The 14,601-nt window shown below is 71.4% G+C and carries 15 protein-coding genes and 1 riboswitch; of the genes, 5 read left to right on the top strand and 10 right to left on the bottom strand.

What is annotated here, in order from left to right; genetic code table 11:
• Positions 1-35: 35 nt before the first annotated feature.
• The 8 genes from BLW47_RS00295 to BLW47_RS00265 all read right to left on the bottom strand — a co-directional run bounded on the left by BLW47_RS00295 (position 36) and on the right by BLW47_RS00265 (position 6,652).
• Positions 36-1,061, bottom strand: a complete 1,026-nt coding sequence (locus BLW47_RS00295; RefSeq protein ID WP_091549942.1) for a LacI family DNA-binding transcriptional regulator — start codon at positions 1,059-1,061, stop codon at positions 36-38.
• 38 nt (positions 1,062-1,099) lie between these two features.
• Positions 1,100-2,062 (bottom strand): carbohydrate ABC transporter permease, encoded by a 963-nt coding sequence (locus BLW47_RS00290; protein WP_091549940.1) that lies wholly within the window; start codon positions 2,060-2,062, stop codon positions 1,100-1,102.
• 4 nt (positions 2,063-2,066) lie between these two features.
• A complete protein-coding gene (locus BLW47_RS00285; protein ID WP_091549938.1) occupies positions 2,067-3,125 on the bottom strand; it encodes a carbohydrate ABC transporter permease in 1,059 nt (352 codons plus the stop codon).
• A 78-nt stretch (positions 3,126-3,203) separates the two neighbouring features.
• Positions 3,204-4,544, bottom strand: a complete 1,341-nt coding sequence (locus BLW47_RS00280) for an ABC transporter substrate-binding protein (RefSeq protein WP_091549937.1) — start codon at positions 4,542-4,544, stop codon at positions 3,204-3,206.
• A 347-nt stretch (positions 4,545-4,891) separates the two neighbouring features.
• Positions 4,892-5,035, bottom strand: coding sequence for a GPGG-motif small membrane protein (locus BLW47_RS24975; protein ID WP_175543449.1), 144 nt, complete (start codon positions 5,033-5,035; stop codon positions 4,892-4,894).
• Positions 5,036-5,037: 2 nt separating this feature from the next.
• On the bottom strand, positions 5,038-5,808 hold the full coding sequence (locus tag BLW47_RS00275; protein ID WP_091549935.1) for a metallophosphoesterase family protein: 771 nt from the start codon (positions 5,806-5,808) through the stop codon (positions 5,038-5,040).
• On the bottom strand, positions 5,805-6,077 hold the full coding sequence (locus tag BLW47_RS00270) for a hypothetical protein (RefSeq protein ID WP_091549934.1): 273 nt from the start codon (positions 6,075-6,077) through the stop codon (positions 5,805-5,807). Before BLW47_RS00270 ends, BLW47_RS00275 begins: the two co-directional genes overlap by 4 nt.
• Entirely contained in the window at positions 6,074-6,652 is a 579-nt protein-coding gene (locus BLW47_RS00265) for a nucleotidyltransferase family protein (RefSeq protein WP_091549932.1), read from the bottom strand. The genes BLW47_RS00270 and BLW47_RS00265 overlap by 4 nt, the downstream gene beginning before the upstream one ends.
• 198 nt (positions 6,653-6,850) lie before the next feature.
• Here BLW47_RS00265 and BLW47_RS00260 point away from each other — a divergent pair, with 198 nt between their 5' ends.
• On the top strand, positions 6,851-7,534 hold the full coding sequence (locus tag BLW47_RS00260) for a dTMP kinase (protein ID WP_091549930.1): 684 nt from the start codon (positions 6,851-6,853) through the stop codon (positions 7,532-7,534).
• Here the strand turns inward: BLW47_RS00260 and BLW47_RS00255 are convergent.
• Positions 7,519-8,202: an SDR family NAD(P)-dependent oxidoreductase gene (locus tag BLW47_RS00255; RefSeq protein WP_091549928.1), complete on the bottom strand. Its 684-nt coding sequence runs from the start codon at positions 8,200-8,202 to the stop codon at positions 7,519-7,521. The genes BLW47_RS00260 and BLW47_RS00255 overlap by 16 nt on opposite strands.
• Before the next feature lie 92 nt (positions 8,203-8,294).
• Here BLW47_RS00255 and BLW47_RS00250 point away from each other — a divergent pair, with 92 nt between their 5' ends.
• From BLW47_RS00250 to BLW47_RS00235, 4 genes are all read left to right on the top strand, one after another.
• Positions 8,295-9,308, top strand: a complete 1,014-nt coding sequence (locus BLW47_RS00250) for an NAD-dependent epimerase/dehydratase family protein (RefSeq protein WP_091549926.1) — start codon at positions 8,295-8,297, stop codon at positions 9,306-9,308.
• A 91-nt stretch (positions 9,309-9,399) separates the two neighbouring features.
• Positions 9,400-10,314, top strand: a complete 915-nt coding sequence (locus BLW47_RS00245) for a MurR/RpiR family transcriptional regulator (protein ID WP_091549925.1) — start codon at positions 9,400-9,402, stop codon at positions 10,312-10,314.
• On the top strand, positions 10,311-11,306 hold the full coding sequence (gene murQ, locus BLW47_RS00240; RefSeq protein WP_091549922.1) for an N-acetylmuramic acid 6-phosphate etherase: 996 nt from the start codon (positions 10,311-10,313) through the stop codon (positions 11,304-11,306). The genes BLW47_RS00245 and murQ overlap by 4 nt, the downstream gene beginning before the upstream one ends.
• Before the next feature lie 457 nt (positions 11,307-11,763).
• Entirely contained in the window at positions 11,764-12,765 is a 1,002-nt protein-coding gene (locus BLW47_RS00235; RefSeq protein ID WP_091549921.1) for a sigma-70 family RNA polymerase sigma factor, read from the top strand.
• 169 nt (positions 12,766-12,934) lie between these two features.
• Here BLW47_RS00235 and BLW47_RS00230 read toward each other — a convergent pair whose 3' ends face one another.
• Positions 12,935-13,894: a C40 family peptidase gene (locus tag BLW47_RS00230; protein ID WP_091549919.1), complete on the bottom strand. Its 960-nt coding sequence runs from the start codon at positions 13,892-13,894 to the stop codon at positions 12,935-12,937.
• 12 nt (positions 13,895-13,906) lie between these two features.
• Positions 13,907-14,047, bottom strand: a riboswitch (cyclic di-AMP (ydaO/yuaA leader).
• Positions 14,048-14,601 lie beyond the last annotated feature (554 nt).

The following is a 14,601-nucleotide window of genomic DNA, read 5'->3' as shown; positions in this document are numbered from 1 at the left end:
CGTCGTTTCTGCTGCTCGCCTCCCGGCCGCGTCGGTTAGCTTCCCGGTGGTGGCGCGGTCGACTCACGAACGACCAGACGTGTGGGCAGGATCACCGGATCCGCTCCATCATGGTGCCCGGTGCCGTCGCGCAGCGGGCGGAGCAGTGCCAGTGCGGCGAGTCGGCCCTGTTCGGCGGCGGGCTGCGCGACGGTGCTGAGCCCGACCACCCCGGCCAGATCGTGGTCGTCGATCCCGATCACGCTGACGTCCTGCGGCACGCGTAGCCCCGCCTGGCGCAGCGCGGCCATCGCGCCCATCGCCATCTCGTCGGAGGCGGCGAAGACCGCGGTCGGCGGCGGCTCGCGGCGCAGCAGCTCGGTCATCGCCCGCTCGCCGCCGCCGATCGTGAACTCGGCCTCCACGTTCAGCCGCGGGTCGGCCGGTACGCCGGCGTCGGCCAGCGCCGCCAGGTAGCCGCGGCGGCGGTCGAGGTGGGTGCTGACCGCCAGCTCGTCGGCGCCGTCGCCGCAGATGTGCGCGATCCGGCGGTGCCCGAGGGCGAGCAGGTGACCGGTGGCGGTCCGCGCGGCGGCGACGTCGTCGATCCGGATGCTCGGCCAGCCGGGGACGTCGGTGCCCGAGCTGACCGTGATGCCGGGCAGCGCGAGCTTGCCGATCATCGCGACGTCCGCCGCCTGCAGCGGGGTGGCGACCAGCATCAGGGCGTCGACCCGCTTGTGCAGGTTGGTGGTGTGCAGCAGCCGTTGCCGCGTCCGTTCCCGGCCGCCGAGGTTGTACAGCAGCAGGTCGTAGCCGGCGTGGTGCAGCGCCTCCTCGGCGGCCTCGACGACGGTGCTGAAGAACCAGCGGGTGATCCGGGGCACGACGACCGCGACCGAGCGGGTCTTCCCGCCGGCGAGCCGGGACGCGCTGGGCGACGCCGTGTAGCCCAGCCGCGCCGCCGCCTCCAGCACCCGTTGCCGGGTGCCGTCCGACACGGTCGGCAGGCCGCGCAGGGCCCGCGAGACGGTCGCGGTGGAGACGCCCGCCAGGCGGGCGACGTCGTCGATTCTGGTCACGGCAGTCACCTTGCGCCGACCCGGAACGGTCGGTGAGCTCAGCCCTTCACGCTCCCGGAGAGCAGGCCGCGGACGAAGTAGCGCTGCAGAGACAGGAAGACGATCAACGGTATGACGATCGACACGAACGCCCCGGAGGTGAGCCGCTGCCACTCGTTGCCGCGGGTGCCGGCCAGTTCGGCCAGCCGGACGGTCAGCGGGGCGGTCTGCTTGCCGCCGCCCGCGAAGATCAGCGCCACCAGCAGGTCGTTCCAGACCCAGAGGAACTGGAAGATGCCGAAGGCGGCGAGCGCCGGTGTGATCAGCGGCAGCACGATGGTGCGGAAGATCTTGGGATGGGTGGCGCCGTCGACCCGGGCCGCCTCCATCAGGTCGCGCGGCAGCTGCGACACGAAGTTGTGCAGCAGGAAGATGCCGAGCGGCAGCGCGAAGCAGGTGTGCGCGAACCAGACCTGAATGAACCGCTCCTCACCGGTGAGTCCCCAGGCGGGCAGCAGCGTCACGCCGCCCACGGTGACGCCCTCGGAGAAGAAGCTCAGCAACGGCACGAGCGCCATCTGCAGCGGCACGATCTGCAGCGCGAACACGCAGATGTAGATCCAGTCGCGGCCGCGGAAGTTGATCCACGCCAGCGCGTACGCGGCGAGCGCGGCGAAGGCCAGCGGGAAGAGCACCGACGGCAGAGTGATCACGAGCGAGTTGATGAAGTAGCTGGCGAGCTGCCCCGACGACGCGGTCCGTCCGAAGAGCACCTCCTGGTAGTTCTCCAGCGTCACCTGCGGGTCCGTGAAGAACGTCCACCAGCCGGTGCTCTTGATGTCGTTCTCGGGCCGGAACGAGGAGATGAACAGCCCGAACGTGGGGATCGTCCAGAGGACCGCGATGATGATCGAGACGACCGTCGCGGTCCGCGTGTTCAGCCTCTTGCGGACGCGGGCGGCGGCGCCCCCCGGCGGTGCGGCGGCGGTGGCGGGAGCGGGCCGGGTCGGGGTGGTGGTCATGCTGTCACGCCTCCCGCTGCTTCCGGAGGTTACGGATCTGGTAGATCACGATCGGGATGACCAGGACGAAGAGGAACACGGCGAGCGCCGAGCCCTGGCCGGTCTGGCCGTACCGGAACGCCTGGTTGTACATCTCGGTGGCGATGACGTTGGTGTCGTAGTTGCCGTTGGTCATCGTCCGGACGATGTCGAAGAGCTTGAGCGTGGCGATCGAGATGGTGACCACGACCACGATCAGCGCGGGCCGGATGCTCGGCATCGTGATCCGCCAGAACATCTGCCAGGAGTTCACGCCGTCGAGCCGGGCCGCCTCGACCACGTCGGCGGGGATCGCCTTGATGGCCGCGGAGAGCACGACCATCGCGAAGCCGGCCTGAATCCAGACCATGACGACGATCAGGAAGAGCGTGTTGAGCGGCGGGTTCTGCAGCCACTGCTGGGGCTCGCCGCCGAACCCCACCACGAGCTGGTTGAGCAGGCCGATCTGCTCCTGTTCCGGGCCGCGGTAGGCGTACACGAACTTCCAGATGATGCCGGCGCCGACGAACGAGATCGCGGTCGGCATGAAGACCAGCGCCTTGGCCAGCGACTCGAGTCGGGCCCGGTCCACCAGCACGGCGTAGATGAGGCCGACCGAGGTGGCCAGCAACGGCACCAGGAGCACCCAGACGAGCGTGTTGGTCAGCACGCTGAGGATCTCGTCCTGGGAGAACATCCAGGAGTAGTTGTCGAGCCCGACCCAGCTCTCCGACCGGCCGTCCATCAAGGAGAGCAGGACGGTGCGGATCGCCGGCACGACCAGCCCGACGAGGAGCAGCAGGACCGCCGGGAGCAGGAAGAAGAGTCCGAACAGCCATTCCCGTGGCTTCCGCCGCGCCGGTGGGGGCGCCGCCGGGTCAACGCCGGCGACCGCCATCGCGAGGCGCTGCTCGCGCTGCCGGGCGAACCAGCTCGGCACGATGTCGAGCAGGAGCAGCAGGCCGCCGACGACCACGACGAAGGCCAGCAGGCCGTAGCCCAACATCGTGAGTTTGTCGGCCTCAGCCGCGACGTCGAAGTTCATCCGCCCTCCCCGCGGGATGTGCGAGCCACTGCCGCCGGGTGGTCCGGCCCGGTCGACCGGGCCGGACCACCACCGCGGTCACTTCCAGGAGTTCTCGATGTAGGTGAGCGTCGACGCGGTGTCCTTGCCGTTGATCCAGTCGACCATGCCCTTCCAGAAGGTGCCGGCGCCGACCGCGGCCGGCATCAGGTCGGAACCGTCGAACCGGAAGGTGGTCTGCTGGTCCTGCAGGATCTGGACGGAGAGCTTGTCGATCGGGTTCTTGACGTTGTTGATGTCCAGACCCTTGTTCGCCGACACCCAGTTGCCGAGCTTGGCGCGGCTGTTGGCGTACTCGGACGAGGCGAGGTACGTCTGCACCGCCTGCACCTCCGGCCGGTCGGCGAACGCGACGGTGAACTCGCCGCCGCCGAGCACCGGCTTGCCCTTGGCCGGGTCGATGGCCGGGAAGTAGAACGCGAAGACGTCCCCGTCCTCGGCGACCTTGGTGCCCTGCGGCCACTGGTTGGCGTAGAACGACGCCTGCCGGTGCAGCGCGCACTTGCCCTGGACGATCGGCGTGCCGGCCTCCTGGAACGAGGTGGAGGCGATGGTCTTGACGTCACCGAAGCCGCCGTTGACGTACTTCGGGTTCTTCAGGATCTGGCCCGCCTGGTCGACCGCCGCCGCGACCCGCGGGTCGTTGAACGGGATGCCGTGGGTGGTCCACTGGTCGTAGACCTCCGGCGTCTGCGTACGCAGCATGAGGTCTTCGATCCAGTCGGTCGCCGGCCAGCCGGTCGCGTCGCCGGATTCGATGCCGGCGCACCACGGCTTGGTGCCGGCGGCCGCGATCTGGTCGCTGAGCGTCATCAGCTCGGCCCAGGTCGTCGGGACCTTCCAGCCCTTCTCGGCGAACATCTTCGGCGAGTACCAGACGAAGGACTTCACGTTGGAGCCGAGCGGCGCGCCGTAGAAGGTGCCCTTGACGGTGCTGTATTTCAGCCAGTCAGCCGGGTAGTTCTTCTCGGCCATCGTCTTGGTCTCGGCCGACGCCGGCTTGAGCTTGCCGCTCTCGGCGAAGCGGGCGAGCAGACCGGGCTGCGGCACGAACGCGATGTCGGGGGCGTTGCCGCCGTCGACCCGTACCTGCAACTGGGCCTCGAACTCGCCGCTGCCCTCGTATTCGATCTCGATGCCGGTGCAGTCGCTGAACTCCTCCCAGGACTGCTGCAGCAGGTCGGCCTCGGCGTCACGGATCGACGCGTAGATGGAGACCGTCTTGCCGTCGTTGCCCTGGTACTGCTCGTAGGCCGCGCAGTCGCCGGACCCCGAGTTGTTTTTGCTGTCGTCGCTGCCGCCGCAGGCCGTGGCGCTCATGGCCAGGCCCAGCACGCTGGCGAGCATGAGGGCTTGGCGGGGCCGGGAAAAGACCGCCATGCCGTCCTCCTTCCTCTCCGGCGCCCGGAGCCGGGTGGCTCGCGCCGGTCGCCGTCACTGTGGGCGTCACCACATGTAAGCGCTTGCAGCGATCGTCGTCCAGCGCTGAACGGGCACGAGCCCGTAACGATTCAGAAACCCGGCGACCGCGAATGGCCGGTGGCGACGCGACATCCGGCCGTGACGGAGGGGCGGCCGGTGCCCACACGAGAGCGCCGGGGCCGCCGCGGCCGGGTCCACCAGTCGGGGAGGACGAAGGCCCGGATGCGACGGCCCCGGCGGGTCCGGGGATACGGAGGGAGGTATGGAACGGGGGGAATACGAGGGGATAGCAGTGGGAGCGGCGGTTAACTGAAGATGCTGACTCCGCCGGGGCCGACCAGCAGCCCGACGATGATGAGGACGACGCCCCACAGGATCTGCCGGCGGAACAGCGCGAGCACACCGGCCACGACCAGTACGACTGCGAGAATCCAGAGTAGAAGGTCCATGGCTATTGATGTACCCCGCTGGCCGCGCCGGAAACCTGTGTCGAGGATCCCGCCAGCTCGGTCTCGCTCAGATGGAACACGCTGTACGCCTGCTTGATCACCGGGTGCGCGACGTTACGGACCCGCACGCCCCCCGGCGTGGTGCCCCGTTCGCTGCCCAGATGCGCGTGGCCGTGCAGGGCCAGCGCGGTCGGCGCGGAGTCGATCGCCTCACCCAGCAGGTAGGAGCCGAGGAACGGATAGATCTCCAGCGGCTCACCGGCGAGCGTGTCCGGCACCGGGGAGTAGTGGGTCAGCGCCACCCGTACGTCGCAGTCCAGCTCGCGCAGCGCCGTGCCCAGCCGCTCGGCGATCGCCCCGGTGGTGCGCACGAACGCCTTCATCTCCGGCTCGCCGAACTCGCTGGCGCACCGCCCGGCGAAGCCGCCGCCGAAGCCCTTCGCGCCGGCGACACCGAGCCGGACGCCACCGACGTCGATCACGGTGCTGTTCCCCTCCAGCACGGTGATACCGGCGTCGGACAGCACCTTCACCACCTGCGGCACCTGGTCGCAATGATGGTCGTGGTTGCCCAGCACGGTCACCACCGGCACGCCCAGCCCGCCGAACTCGGCGGCCACACAGCGCGCCTCCGACTCGGTGCCGTGCCGCGTCAGGTCGCCGGCCAGCAGCAGCACGTCCGCCCGGTCGGGCAGGTGCTCCAGCGCCGGCCGGTAGCGGCCCAGCACGTCCTCGTCCATGTGCACGTCGCCGACGGCGGCAATGCGGATCACGGCAGCTCCTCCACCTCGGACGGTTCCGGTGCCCGCGTCACCCCGATGTCGCAGGCGATCGTGACGTCGGGGAAGTGCTCGGTGACCAGCCGCAGAATCTCGTCCCGGCGCTGCGGGCTCGCGACCTCGCCGCGGAGCAGCAGGGTGTGGTCCCGGCGGACCACGGTGATGCCCTGCTCGGCGACCTGCGCGTGCTCGGTGAGCAGCCGCTGCACCGCCGCCTCCGCGTACTCGTCGAGCGGTTTGACGGTCGCGTTGTCGTCACTCACGCCGCGAGCTCCTTTCCGTCGGACGGCACGACGTCGAGCCGGTCCAGCAGCACCAGGAACGCCTCGGCGTACGGCGAGTTCGCGGTCTCCTTGCGCACCCGGTCCCAGTCGATCTGCTCGCGCAGCGAGCGGGCCAGCGGAAGGCCGCGGGCGAAGTCGCAGTAGTGCTGGGAGAAGCTCAGCAGCTTGTGCACCATGAGTTGGGACGCCGACAGCACCGGCATGTGGATGGCGTCGACGCAGCGGGTCACCGTGTCGCCGAACGTCTCGTCCGTGACCGGCGTCTCCACCGGGCGGTGGATCAGATCCACCATCCGGCCCTGGTCGTCGTACACCTTCACGAGCCAGTCCTCCGGCGGTCGCTCCGCGGTGAACCCTTCCGCGACGAGCGCGGCCAGCGCCCGTTCGACGTCCTCCTCGCGGATCAGGAAGTCGACGTCGTGGTCGCTGGAGTGGCCGCCGTGGGCGTAGACGGCGAAGCTGCCACCCAGCGCGAACGGCACGTCCGACTGCTTCAGCGTGGCGGCGACGCGTTTGAGGGTGTGCAGCAGCCCCTCGTCTCCGCGGTGAGCCATCCTGGCCTCCCGTGGTCGGTGTCGGTAGGGAATCAACCGGTACCCGCGGGTCTGCCCGTTCACACCTCTGCGGCCGCCTCTGCGGCGATGGCGCGCTGTGACCCCCGCCGCTTCGTCGGTGCCGCACCCACCCGTCCGCGCCCGACCGGGCGTTTCGTCACGATCCGCGGTTGTCGCCGCCTCGTAGCCTTGCTGAGCATGGTCGGATCTCGGGAGCACCTTCGGAGGGGCGCGCCGCGCCGGGGGCGGTTGCGCTCGGTGGCGCTGATCGGCGTGGACGGGTCGGGTAAGACGACCCAGGCCCACCGGCTGGCGGCGGCGTTGACGCAGCGCGGCGTGCCGGCGATGTACGCGCAGAACGCGGGGGGCCGGCGGTGGTTCGGCCGGCTCGCGGCGCGGCTGGGGCGCGGTGACGCGCAACGACTCCTGGGGCGCACCGGCCTGCTGCTGGTCGAGTCCACGCTGCGCTGGCTGGCGATCGCCCGCGCGGTGCTGAGGTCGATTCTCGGCGGCCGGGTCGCGGTGATGGACCGCTACGCCGTCTGCCAGTACGCCAGCATCCGCTCGCACGGCGCGCCGCAGTGGGAGCCGGTGGCGCGGATCGCGTACTCGGTCTTCCCGCCGCCGGACGTGACGTTCCTGCTCACCGTCGACCCGCAGGAGGCGCAGCGCCGGATCGAGGCGCGCGGCACCGACTCCGAGACGCTGCAGTTCCTGACCGCGGCGTCCTGCGCCTACCGTTCGCTGCCGGAGTCGCGCACCTTCGTGGTGGTCGACGCGAACGGCACCCCGGACGAGGTGAGCCGGGCGATCGACGAGGAGCTGCGCGGCTGGCTGCCCGACGGGCCGGAGCCGGTGGCCGCGGGTCAGCTGCGGCCGTAGACGGGGATCACCGCCCCGGTCGTCGGCGCCGACTCGTCGTCGGCGAGGAACCGGATCACGGGCGCGATGTCGGCGGGGTCGACCCAGCGCCCGTGGTCGGCGTCGGGCTGGGCGGCCCGGTTGGCCGGGGTGTCGATGACGCCCGGCACGACGGTGTTGCAGCGCACGCCGAAGGGGCGGTATTCGACCGCGACCGCGGCGGCGAACGCCGACACCGCCGCCTTGGCGGTGGCGTAGCCGGCCGCCCCGGGAAACGGCGCGAGCGCCGCGCGCGACGAGACGCAGACGACCGCGCCGCCGCCGGCCGCGATCAGGTGGGGCAGGGCGGCGCGGGTCACCAGGTGGGTGGGGCGCAGGTTGAGCGTCATCATCCGCTCGAACTCGGCCACGTCGGTCTCGTGCACCCGTCCGCCGGCCGCGTACCCGCCGACGAGGTTCACCACCGCCCGCAGCGGCGCGTCCGGGTCGCCGGCCGCGACCGCCACCGCCCGGTCCACCGCCGCCGCGTCGGTCAGGTCGGCGCGGACCGGCACGACCGGGCCCGCGGCGTCGGCGTCGGCGGAGCGCGCCGCCGCGACCACCCGCCAACCCGCCTGGGCGAAGGCGGCCACCACCGCCCCGCCGAGTCCGCCCGTACCGCCGGTGACCAGGACACTGCGCCGTCGCATGGCGACACCGTACCGGTACGCGGAGCGCGTAATCGTTGCGCTGCCGGCGAAAGCGTGCCGACAGCGGCGACGTCGCGCCGCACCATCGGCGTATGCGGATTCTTGTTCTCGGTGGCACCGTCTTCCTCGGCCGGGCCGTCGCCCGGCACGCCCGCGACGCCGGCCACGAGGTGACCTGCGCGGCGCGCGGCGTCGCGGGGACGCCCGTGCCGGGTGTCCGGTTCGTCGCCGTGGATCGGGACTCGCCGCAGGGGTTGTCCATGCTGGAGGGCGAGACCTTCGACGCGGTGGTGGACGTCACGCGCCGCCCGAGTCACGCCCGGCACGCGGTCGCCGCGCTCGCCGGCCGGGTCGGCCACTGGTCGTACGTCTCGACCGGCTCGGTCTACGCCGACCACGGCACGCCGGGCGGGACGGTCGCGACCACGCCGCTGCTGCCACCGCCGCCCCCGGAGATCGACGACCCGACCGGCGACGCCCAGCAGTGGTACGGACCATGCAAGGTGGCGTGCGAGGAGGCCTTCCGGGCGGTCGTGGACGAACAGCGGCTGTTCGTCTGCCGGGCGGGGCTGATCGTGGGGCCGGAGGATCCGACCGAGCGCTTCGGGTACTGGGTGCGGCGGCTCGCCGACGGTGGCGAGGTGCTGGCGCCCGGGACCCCGGACGCGCCGGTGCAGTGCGTCGACGTGGCGGACCTGGCCGGGTGGCTGGTGCGGGCCGGCAAGACCGGGCTCGCCGGGACGTACGACGGTATCGGCGCGCCGATGCCGCGCGCGGCGTTCCTCGCCGCGGTGGCGGCCGGGGTCGGTCGCCCGCAGCCCCGGCTCACCTGGGTCGATCAGGACTTCCTCATCGAGCGCGACGTGCGCCCGTGGGCGGGGGAGCGGGCGCTGCCGCTCTGGCTGCCGTTGCCGGAGTACGCCGGGTTCATGGCCCGCGACGTCTCGGCGTCGCTCGCGGCGGGGCTGACCACCCGGCCGTTGGCCGAGACCGCCCGGGCGACTCTGGAGTGGCTCGGCGCGGCCCATCGGCCGGGCGTGGCTGGCGGTCTGTCCCGCGAGGACGAGACGAACGTGCTGCGGGAATGGCACGGTCGGCGGGCCTGAACGGGGCCGCGGGCCGGCCGGCCGGGCGTACTTTCGCAGGAACCCGGTGTCGTGGTTGACTCTCCGGGCATTGTGAAAGTAAGTTTCAAGTGTGGCGAAGACTGCGAAAGTTTCTGCGACCAGCGAGTCGAGTGGGCTGATCGTGCACATCAGCGGCCTGCTCCCGTCGCTGTCGCCGGCCGAGCAGCGCGTCGCCCGACTCGTGGTCGCCAACCCCGCGGACGCCGCGCGGCGGACGATCACGGACCTCGCCACGGCTGCGGAGACCTCCGAGGCCACCGTGATCCGGTTCTGCCGCTCGGTCGGCATGGAGGGCTACCCGCAGCTGCGCATCCGGCTCGCCGCCGAGGCGGCGCGCCGGGTGGAGCCGCCGGACGCCCGCGTGGTCGGCGGCGACATCCCACCCGGCGCCGACCTCGCCCAGATCATCGCGACGATCGCCTTCAACGACGCGCGTGCGGTCGAGGAGACCGCCGAGCAGCTCGACCCGGCGGTCTGCGAACGGGTGGTGGAGGCCATCAACGCGGCCGGCCGGATCGACATCTACGGCGCCGGCGCCAGCGGCTTCGTCGCCTCCGACTTCCAGCAGAAGCTGCACCGCATCGGGCGCACCGCGTTCTATTTTCCGGACGTGCACACCGCACTGACCTCCGCCGCCCTGCTCGGCAAGGGCGACGTCGCGGTGGGCATCTCCCACACCGGCACCACCTCCGACGCGATCGAGGTGCTCGAGCAGGCGCGTTCCCGCGGCGCCACCACGGTGGCGCTGACCAACTTCCCGCGGGCCCCGATCACCGAGGTCGCCGACTTCGTGCTCACCACCGCGGCGCGGGAGACGACGTACCGGTCCGGGGCGATGGCCAGCCGGCTCGCCCAGCTCACCGTCGTCGACTGCCTCTTCGTCGGCGTCGCCGCCCGCAACCGCAATCGCGCCAGACGCGCGCTGGAGGTGACCGCCGACGCGGTGCAGCAGCACCGGACGGGCGCCGCGCGGAGGCGGGGATGACCACGGAGGGGGGCGGCGGTCCCGCGACCGCCACCCCGCGTCCCGACCCGGCCGCGTCGGTGCCGCACCGTCCGAACGGACACGACGGGCGGGTCCGGGTGCGGGTGTCGGCCCCGACGGAACGCCGCAACCCACACAGCGCCGACCTGGATCTGATGTCCACCCGCGACGTGCTGCGGGTCATCAACGATGCCGACTGCCGGGTGCCGGTCGCGGTCGCGGCCGTGCTCGACGAGATCGTCGCCGCGGTCGACATCGCGGTGGCCGCGCTGCGCGCCGGGCGGCGGGTGCACTACTTCGGCGCGGGCACCTCCGGTCGGCTCGGCGTGCTGGACGCGGCCGAGCTGCCGCCGACCTTCAACTGCCCGCCCGACTGGTTCTGCGCGCACCTCGCCGGCGGGCCCGCGGCGATGTGGCGGGCGGTCGAGGACGCCGAGGACGACGAGCCGGCCGGCGCCGGTGAGGCCCGGGACTGCGTGCGCGCCGGTGACCTCGTGGTCGGCCTGGCGGCCAGCGGCCGTACCCCGTTCGTGCTCGCGGCGCTGCGCGCCGCGCGGGAGGGCGGGGCGCGGACGGTGCTGCTGAGCGCGAACCCCGAGGCGCGGGTCGCCGACGAGGTCGACGTGTTCATCGGCGTGGACACCGGTCCCGAGATCGTCACCGGGTCCACCCGGATGAAGGCGGCCACCGCGCAGAAACTGGTGCTCAACGCCTTCTCCACCGCGGTGATGGTGCGGCTCGGACGGGTCTACTCCAACCTGATGGTCGACGTGGTCGCCACCAACGCGAAGCTGCGCGGCCGGATGATCTCGATCCTCATGGAGGCGACCGGCGCGACGGAGGAGGTCTGCGCGGCGGCGTTGACCGAGGCGGACGGCGAGCTGAAGACCGCGCTCGTCTCGCTCGTCTCCGGCGCGAAGGTCGCCGACGCCCGCGCGGCGCTGGACCGCTCCGCCCGGCAGGTGCGCGACGCGCTCGCGCTGCTCGGCTAGCCGACCCGCCTCGCCCCGGCCTCACCCGTTCGGGTGCAGCGCGGGCATCATCCCGCGGTGCCGGTTGTTCTCTCTCGGGACGGGGTAGACCGGGACCGAGCGGTGAACCATTCGGGCCCGCCGACCGTACTGCTGAGCAGTGACGAGGATCGCAGTGGGCCAGTGACCCGGGTCGCTGCGGCCACCGCAGCGGCGATGATGTGATTAATCGGACAAAAGCACGCGCAGCCGGGGCCGACGCGGGGTGGCGCCCCGCGACAGACGCCCTGATCAGGGGCGCTTTGCAGGTAACACTAACCGCACTCCCAGCAACTACTCAGGCATTCGTGACAGTTTCGACTCACGATACGGAATCCCCGACACGTCACAGCTGTTGTGTAGGTGTCAGCGCCGCCGGGCATGGTTTCGGCCACGACGGGCCGGCCATCGCCGCAGCGGACGGAACGGGGGAGGGCTGATGAACGTGGGCACCGCAGGTAAGAGGGTACGTCGGGTAAACGAGGGGACCGTGGGCAACGTGGAGAAGAACGTGGTGATGCGGACCGACGAGGTTGCCGAGGAGCGCGACCTGGTCGGCGTCTACCTGCACGAAATCTCCCGGACGCCGCTGCTGGACGCGGCCGCGGAGGTCGACCTCTCCAAGGCCATCGAGGCGGGGCTCTACGCCGAGCACCTGCTCGACGAGGGCACGCTCCCCAAGGGCGTCAGCCGCGAGGAACTGGAGCGTCTGGTCGCCGAGGGCGTTCGGGGCAAGGACCTGTTCATCCGCGCGAACCTGCGCCTGGTCGTCTCGATCGCCCGACGGTACGTGCGGTCCGGCATGCCGATGCTCGACCTGATCCAGGAGGGCAACACCGGCCTGGTCCGCGCCGTGGAGAAGTTCGACTACGAGCGCGGTTACAAGTTCTCGACGTACGCGACGTGGTGGATCCGCCAGGCGATCAGCCGGGCGATCGCGCAGCAGGAGCGCACCGTGCGACTCCCCGTGCACCTGGTCGAGGACGTCAACCGGATGCGCAACGTCGCCCGTCAGCTCACCCGTGAGCTCGGCTCGGACCCCGAGCCGGAGCAGATCGCGGCCGCGCTCGGCGTGCCGGTCGAGCGGGTCCACGAGCTGGTGCGCTGGTCGCAGGACACGGTGTCCCTGGACACCCCGGTCGGCGACGACGGCGACACCAACCTCGGTGACCTGGTCGCCGACAGCGACGCCCCGTCGCCGGAGGAGATCGTGCTGACCGCGCTCGAGCGGCAGCGCATCGAGGGTCTGCTCAACCACCTCGACGACCGCTCCGCGGGCATCATGCGGGCGCGCTACGGGCTGGAGGACGGGCGGGAGCACTCGCTCACCGAGGTCGCGTCGCGCTTCTCGCTCTCCCGGGAGCGGATCCGGCAGCTCGAGATCCAGGCGCTGGGGCGGCTCCGTGAGCTCGCCCGCGCCGAGGGTCTGCAGGCCGCCTGATCAGTCCGCGCACCGCGCGGCGAAAACGGCGAACGGCCGGCGTCCAATCGGACGCCGGCCGTTCGCCGTATTCCCGGAAATCCGCGTTGATCAAGGGGGCGGCGGCGGGAAGTAGGCCCTTCCGGGCCGCCGATCCCTTGATCAACGGAGCGGATCCGGTGGGGCGGGGTCAGCGGACTCGGCCGTAGCCCATCGGGGGCATCATGTCCACGCTGGCGAGCGTGACGCTCTCGCCGAAGGTCGGTGCGTGGATCACCTTGCCGCCGCCCACGTAGAGGGCGACGTGGCCCAGCCCGCTGTAGAACACCAGGTCGCCGGGGCTCAGCGCGGAACGGCTGATGTGGCTCACCACGTTCCACTGCATCTCGGTGTTGTGCGGCAACGACGTGCCCGCCGCCCGCCAGGCCGCGAGCGTCAGCCCGGAGCAGTCGTACCCGCCCGGCCCCTCGGCGGCCCAGACGTACGGCTTGCCGATCGCGCCGTACGCGTAGCGCACCGCGACGCCGGCCGAGCCGAGCACCGACGGAACCGGACCGCGGTAGCCGGAGCCGGCCGAGGTGGCCGAGCCGTAGGCGTTGCGGCGCATCTCGTACAGCTTGTCGAGCTGGGCCTCGATCTTCTTTTTCCGTGCCCCGAGCTGCTTCGCCTGCGCGTTCTGGCGCGCCAGCGCCGCGCTGAGCCGCTTCTGCTCGGTGTCGTACCGCTGGCGCGTCGCCGTGTACCCGTCGACCCGCTCCTGGCGGCTGCGGGCGAGCTGGTCGAGCGCCCCGAGCTGGCTGAGCAACGTGTCGCTCTCGGCGTCCAACAGCGCTCCGGCCGTGCTCAGCCCGCCGTTCTTGTAGGCGGTGGAGGCCAGCTCGCCGAGCTCGGAGCGGGCCGTGCCCAGCTGCTGCTCGAGCGGCGCGAGCTTCTTGGCGAGCGCGTCCGCCGCGGCCTTGGTCTGTTTTCTCTCCTCGTTCAGCCGGTTGTAGGACTCGACGACCTTTTCCAGCTGGACCGAGTACGTGGTGATCTGCTGCGTGAGCTGCGCGGGTGACGGCTCGGCCGCGGCCGCCGTGGCGGGCGCGACGAGGCCGATCGACAGGCCGGTAAGCAGGACGGCGCGCAGCAGCATCCGTGAGGATGACAAAACAGGCAGAACCTTTCTTCCCCTGGCCGCCTACCGGGTTAGCTGACGGATTCGGGCGGGAAAGATCGCCCTACCGCGCGCCGGGCGCGGATTCACCCCGATGGTGCAAGGTGGGTCCCCGGTTCGCCGTATGCCCGCGGGCGCCGTCGTGCGACTCTCTGTGGCGGCGGGCGACGATTCGGCAGCGCCGGGCCGGCGCCACCCGATTGGGGCGACTGCCTACCGGACCAGCACTTCCAACCTAGCTGCGCGGTACGGGACGCGGAAGTGACTCCGGGGCGATCTGCCGCACAAGGGGCCGATCGGCGGAATGTCCTTATCGCTGAACGTACGCACTCCACGTCGAAGCGTCACAACACCCCGCACGCCCGTCACCCGCCGCGGGGTTCGGGGCGCGTCACACCGCCCGCCCTCACGTCCGCCCGTGGCGATCGGGTCGCGGCGGCTGTTTGCCGGTTTCGTCGCTCTTGGCGCGCCGAACGCGAGCGTCGCCCACGGCAAAAGGCAACGGAAGGCGCAAATCACTGTCCAGGCGGCTTCCTGCCCGCTGCCAATCTGCCAGGTAGCAGATTGCACACCTTCCGCTGTCGAGCTTGCTCTTTGCACAATGGACACGAGACCGAAACACCGCGTCCGAAAAGGTGATCGGCACCTGGCTGCCACCAGGTGCCGATCTGGAGAAACCACCACACCAGCCCGCCGCACGA

The sequence above is a fragment of the Micromonospora pattaloongensis genome (assembly GCF_900107255.1).
In the GTDB taxonomy this organism is placed as follows: domain Bacteria; phylum Actinomycetota; class Actinomycetes; order Mycobacteriales; family Micromonosporaceae; genus Micromonospora_I; species Micromonospora_I pattaloongensis.
Note: the sequence above shows the minus strand (reverse complement) of the source record. Positions and strands in the feature narration are given on the sequence as shown.

What these genes read in the sequence shown, in the direction of transcription:
- BLW47_RS00290 (WP_091549940.1), bottom strand. Translation starts at nt 2,062, where the DNA reads ATGACCACCACCCCGACCCGGCCCGCTCCCGCCACCGCCGCCGCACCG.
- BLW47_RS00285 (WP_091549938.1), bottom strand. Translation starts at nt 3,125, where the DNA reads ATGAACTTCGACGTCGCGGCTGAGGCCGACAAACTCACGATGTTGGGC.
- BLW47_RS00280 (WP_091549937.1), bottom strand. Translation starts at nt 4,544, where the DNA reads ATGGCGGTCTTTTCCCGGCCCCGCCAAGCCCTCATGCTCGCCAGCGTG.
- BLW47_RS24975 (WP_175543449.1), bottom strand. Translation starts at nt 5,035, where the DNA reads ATGGACCTTCTACTCTGGATTCTCGCAGTCGTACTGGTCGTGGCCGGT.
- BLW47_RS00265 (WP_091549932.1), bottom strand. Translation starts at nt 6,652, where the DNA reads ATGGCTCACCGCGGAGACGAGGGGCTGCTGCACACCCTCAAACGCGTC.
- BLW47_RS00260 (WP_091549930.1), top strand. Translation starts at nt 6,851, where the DNA reads ATGGTCGGATCTCGGGAGCACCTTCGGAGGGGCGCGCCGCGCCGGGGG.
- BLW47_RS00255 (WP_091549928.1), bottom strand. Translation starts at nt 8,202, where the DNA reads ATGCGACGGCGCAGTGTCCTGGTCACCGGCGGTACGGGCGGACTCGGC.
- BLW47_RS00250 (WP_091549926.1), top strand. Translation starts at nt 8,295, where the DNA reads ATGCGGATTCTTGTTCTCGGTGGCACCGTCTTCCTCGGCCGGGCCGTC.
- murQ (WP_091549922.1), top strand. Translation starts at nt 10,311, where the DNA reads ATGACCACGGAGGGGGGCGGCGGTCCCGCGACCGCCACCCCGCGTCCC.
- BLW47_RS00235 (WP_091549921.1), top strand. Translation starts at nt 11,764, where the DNA reads ATGAACGTGGGCACCGCAGGTAAGAGGGTACGTCGGGTAAACGAGGGG.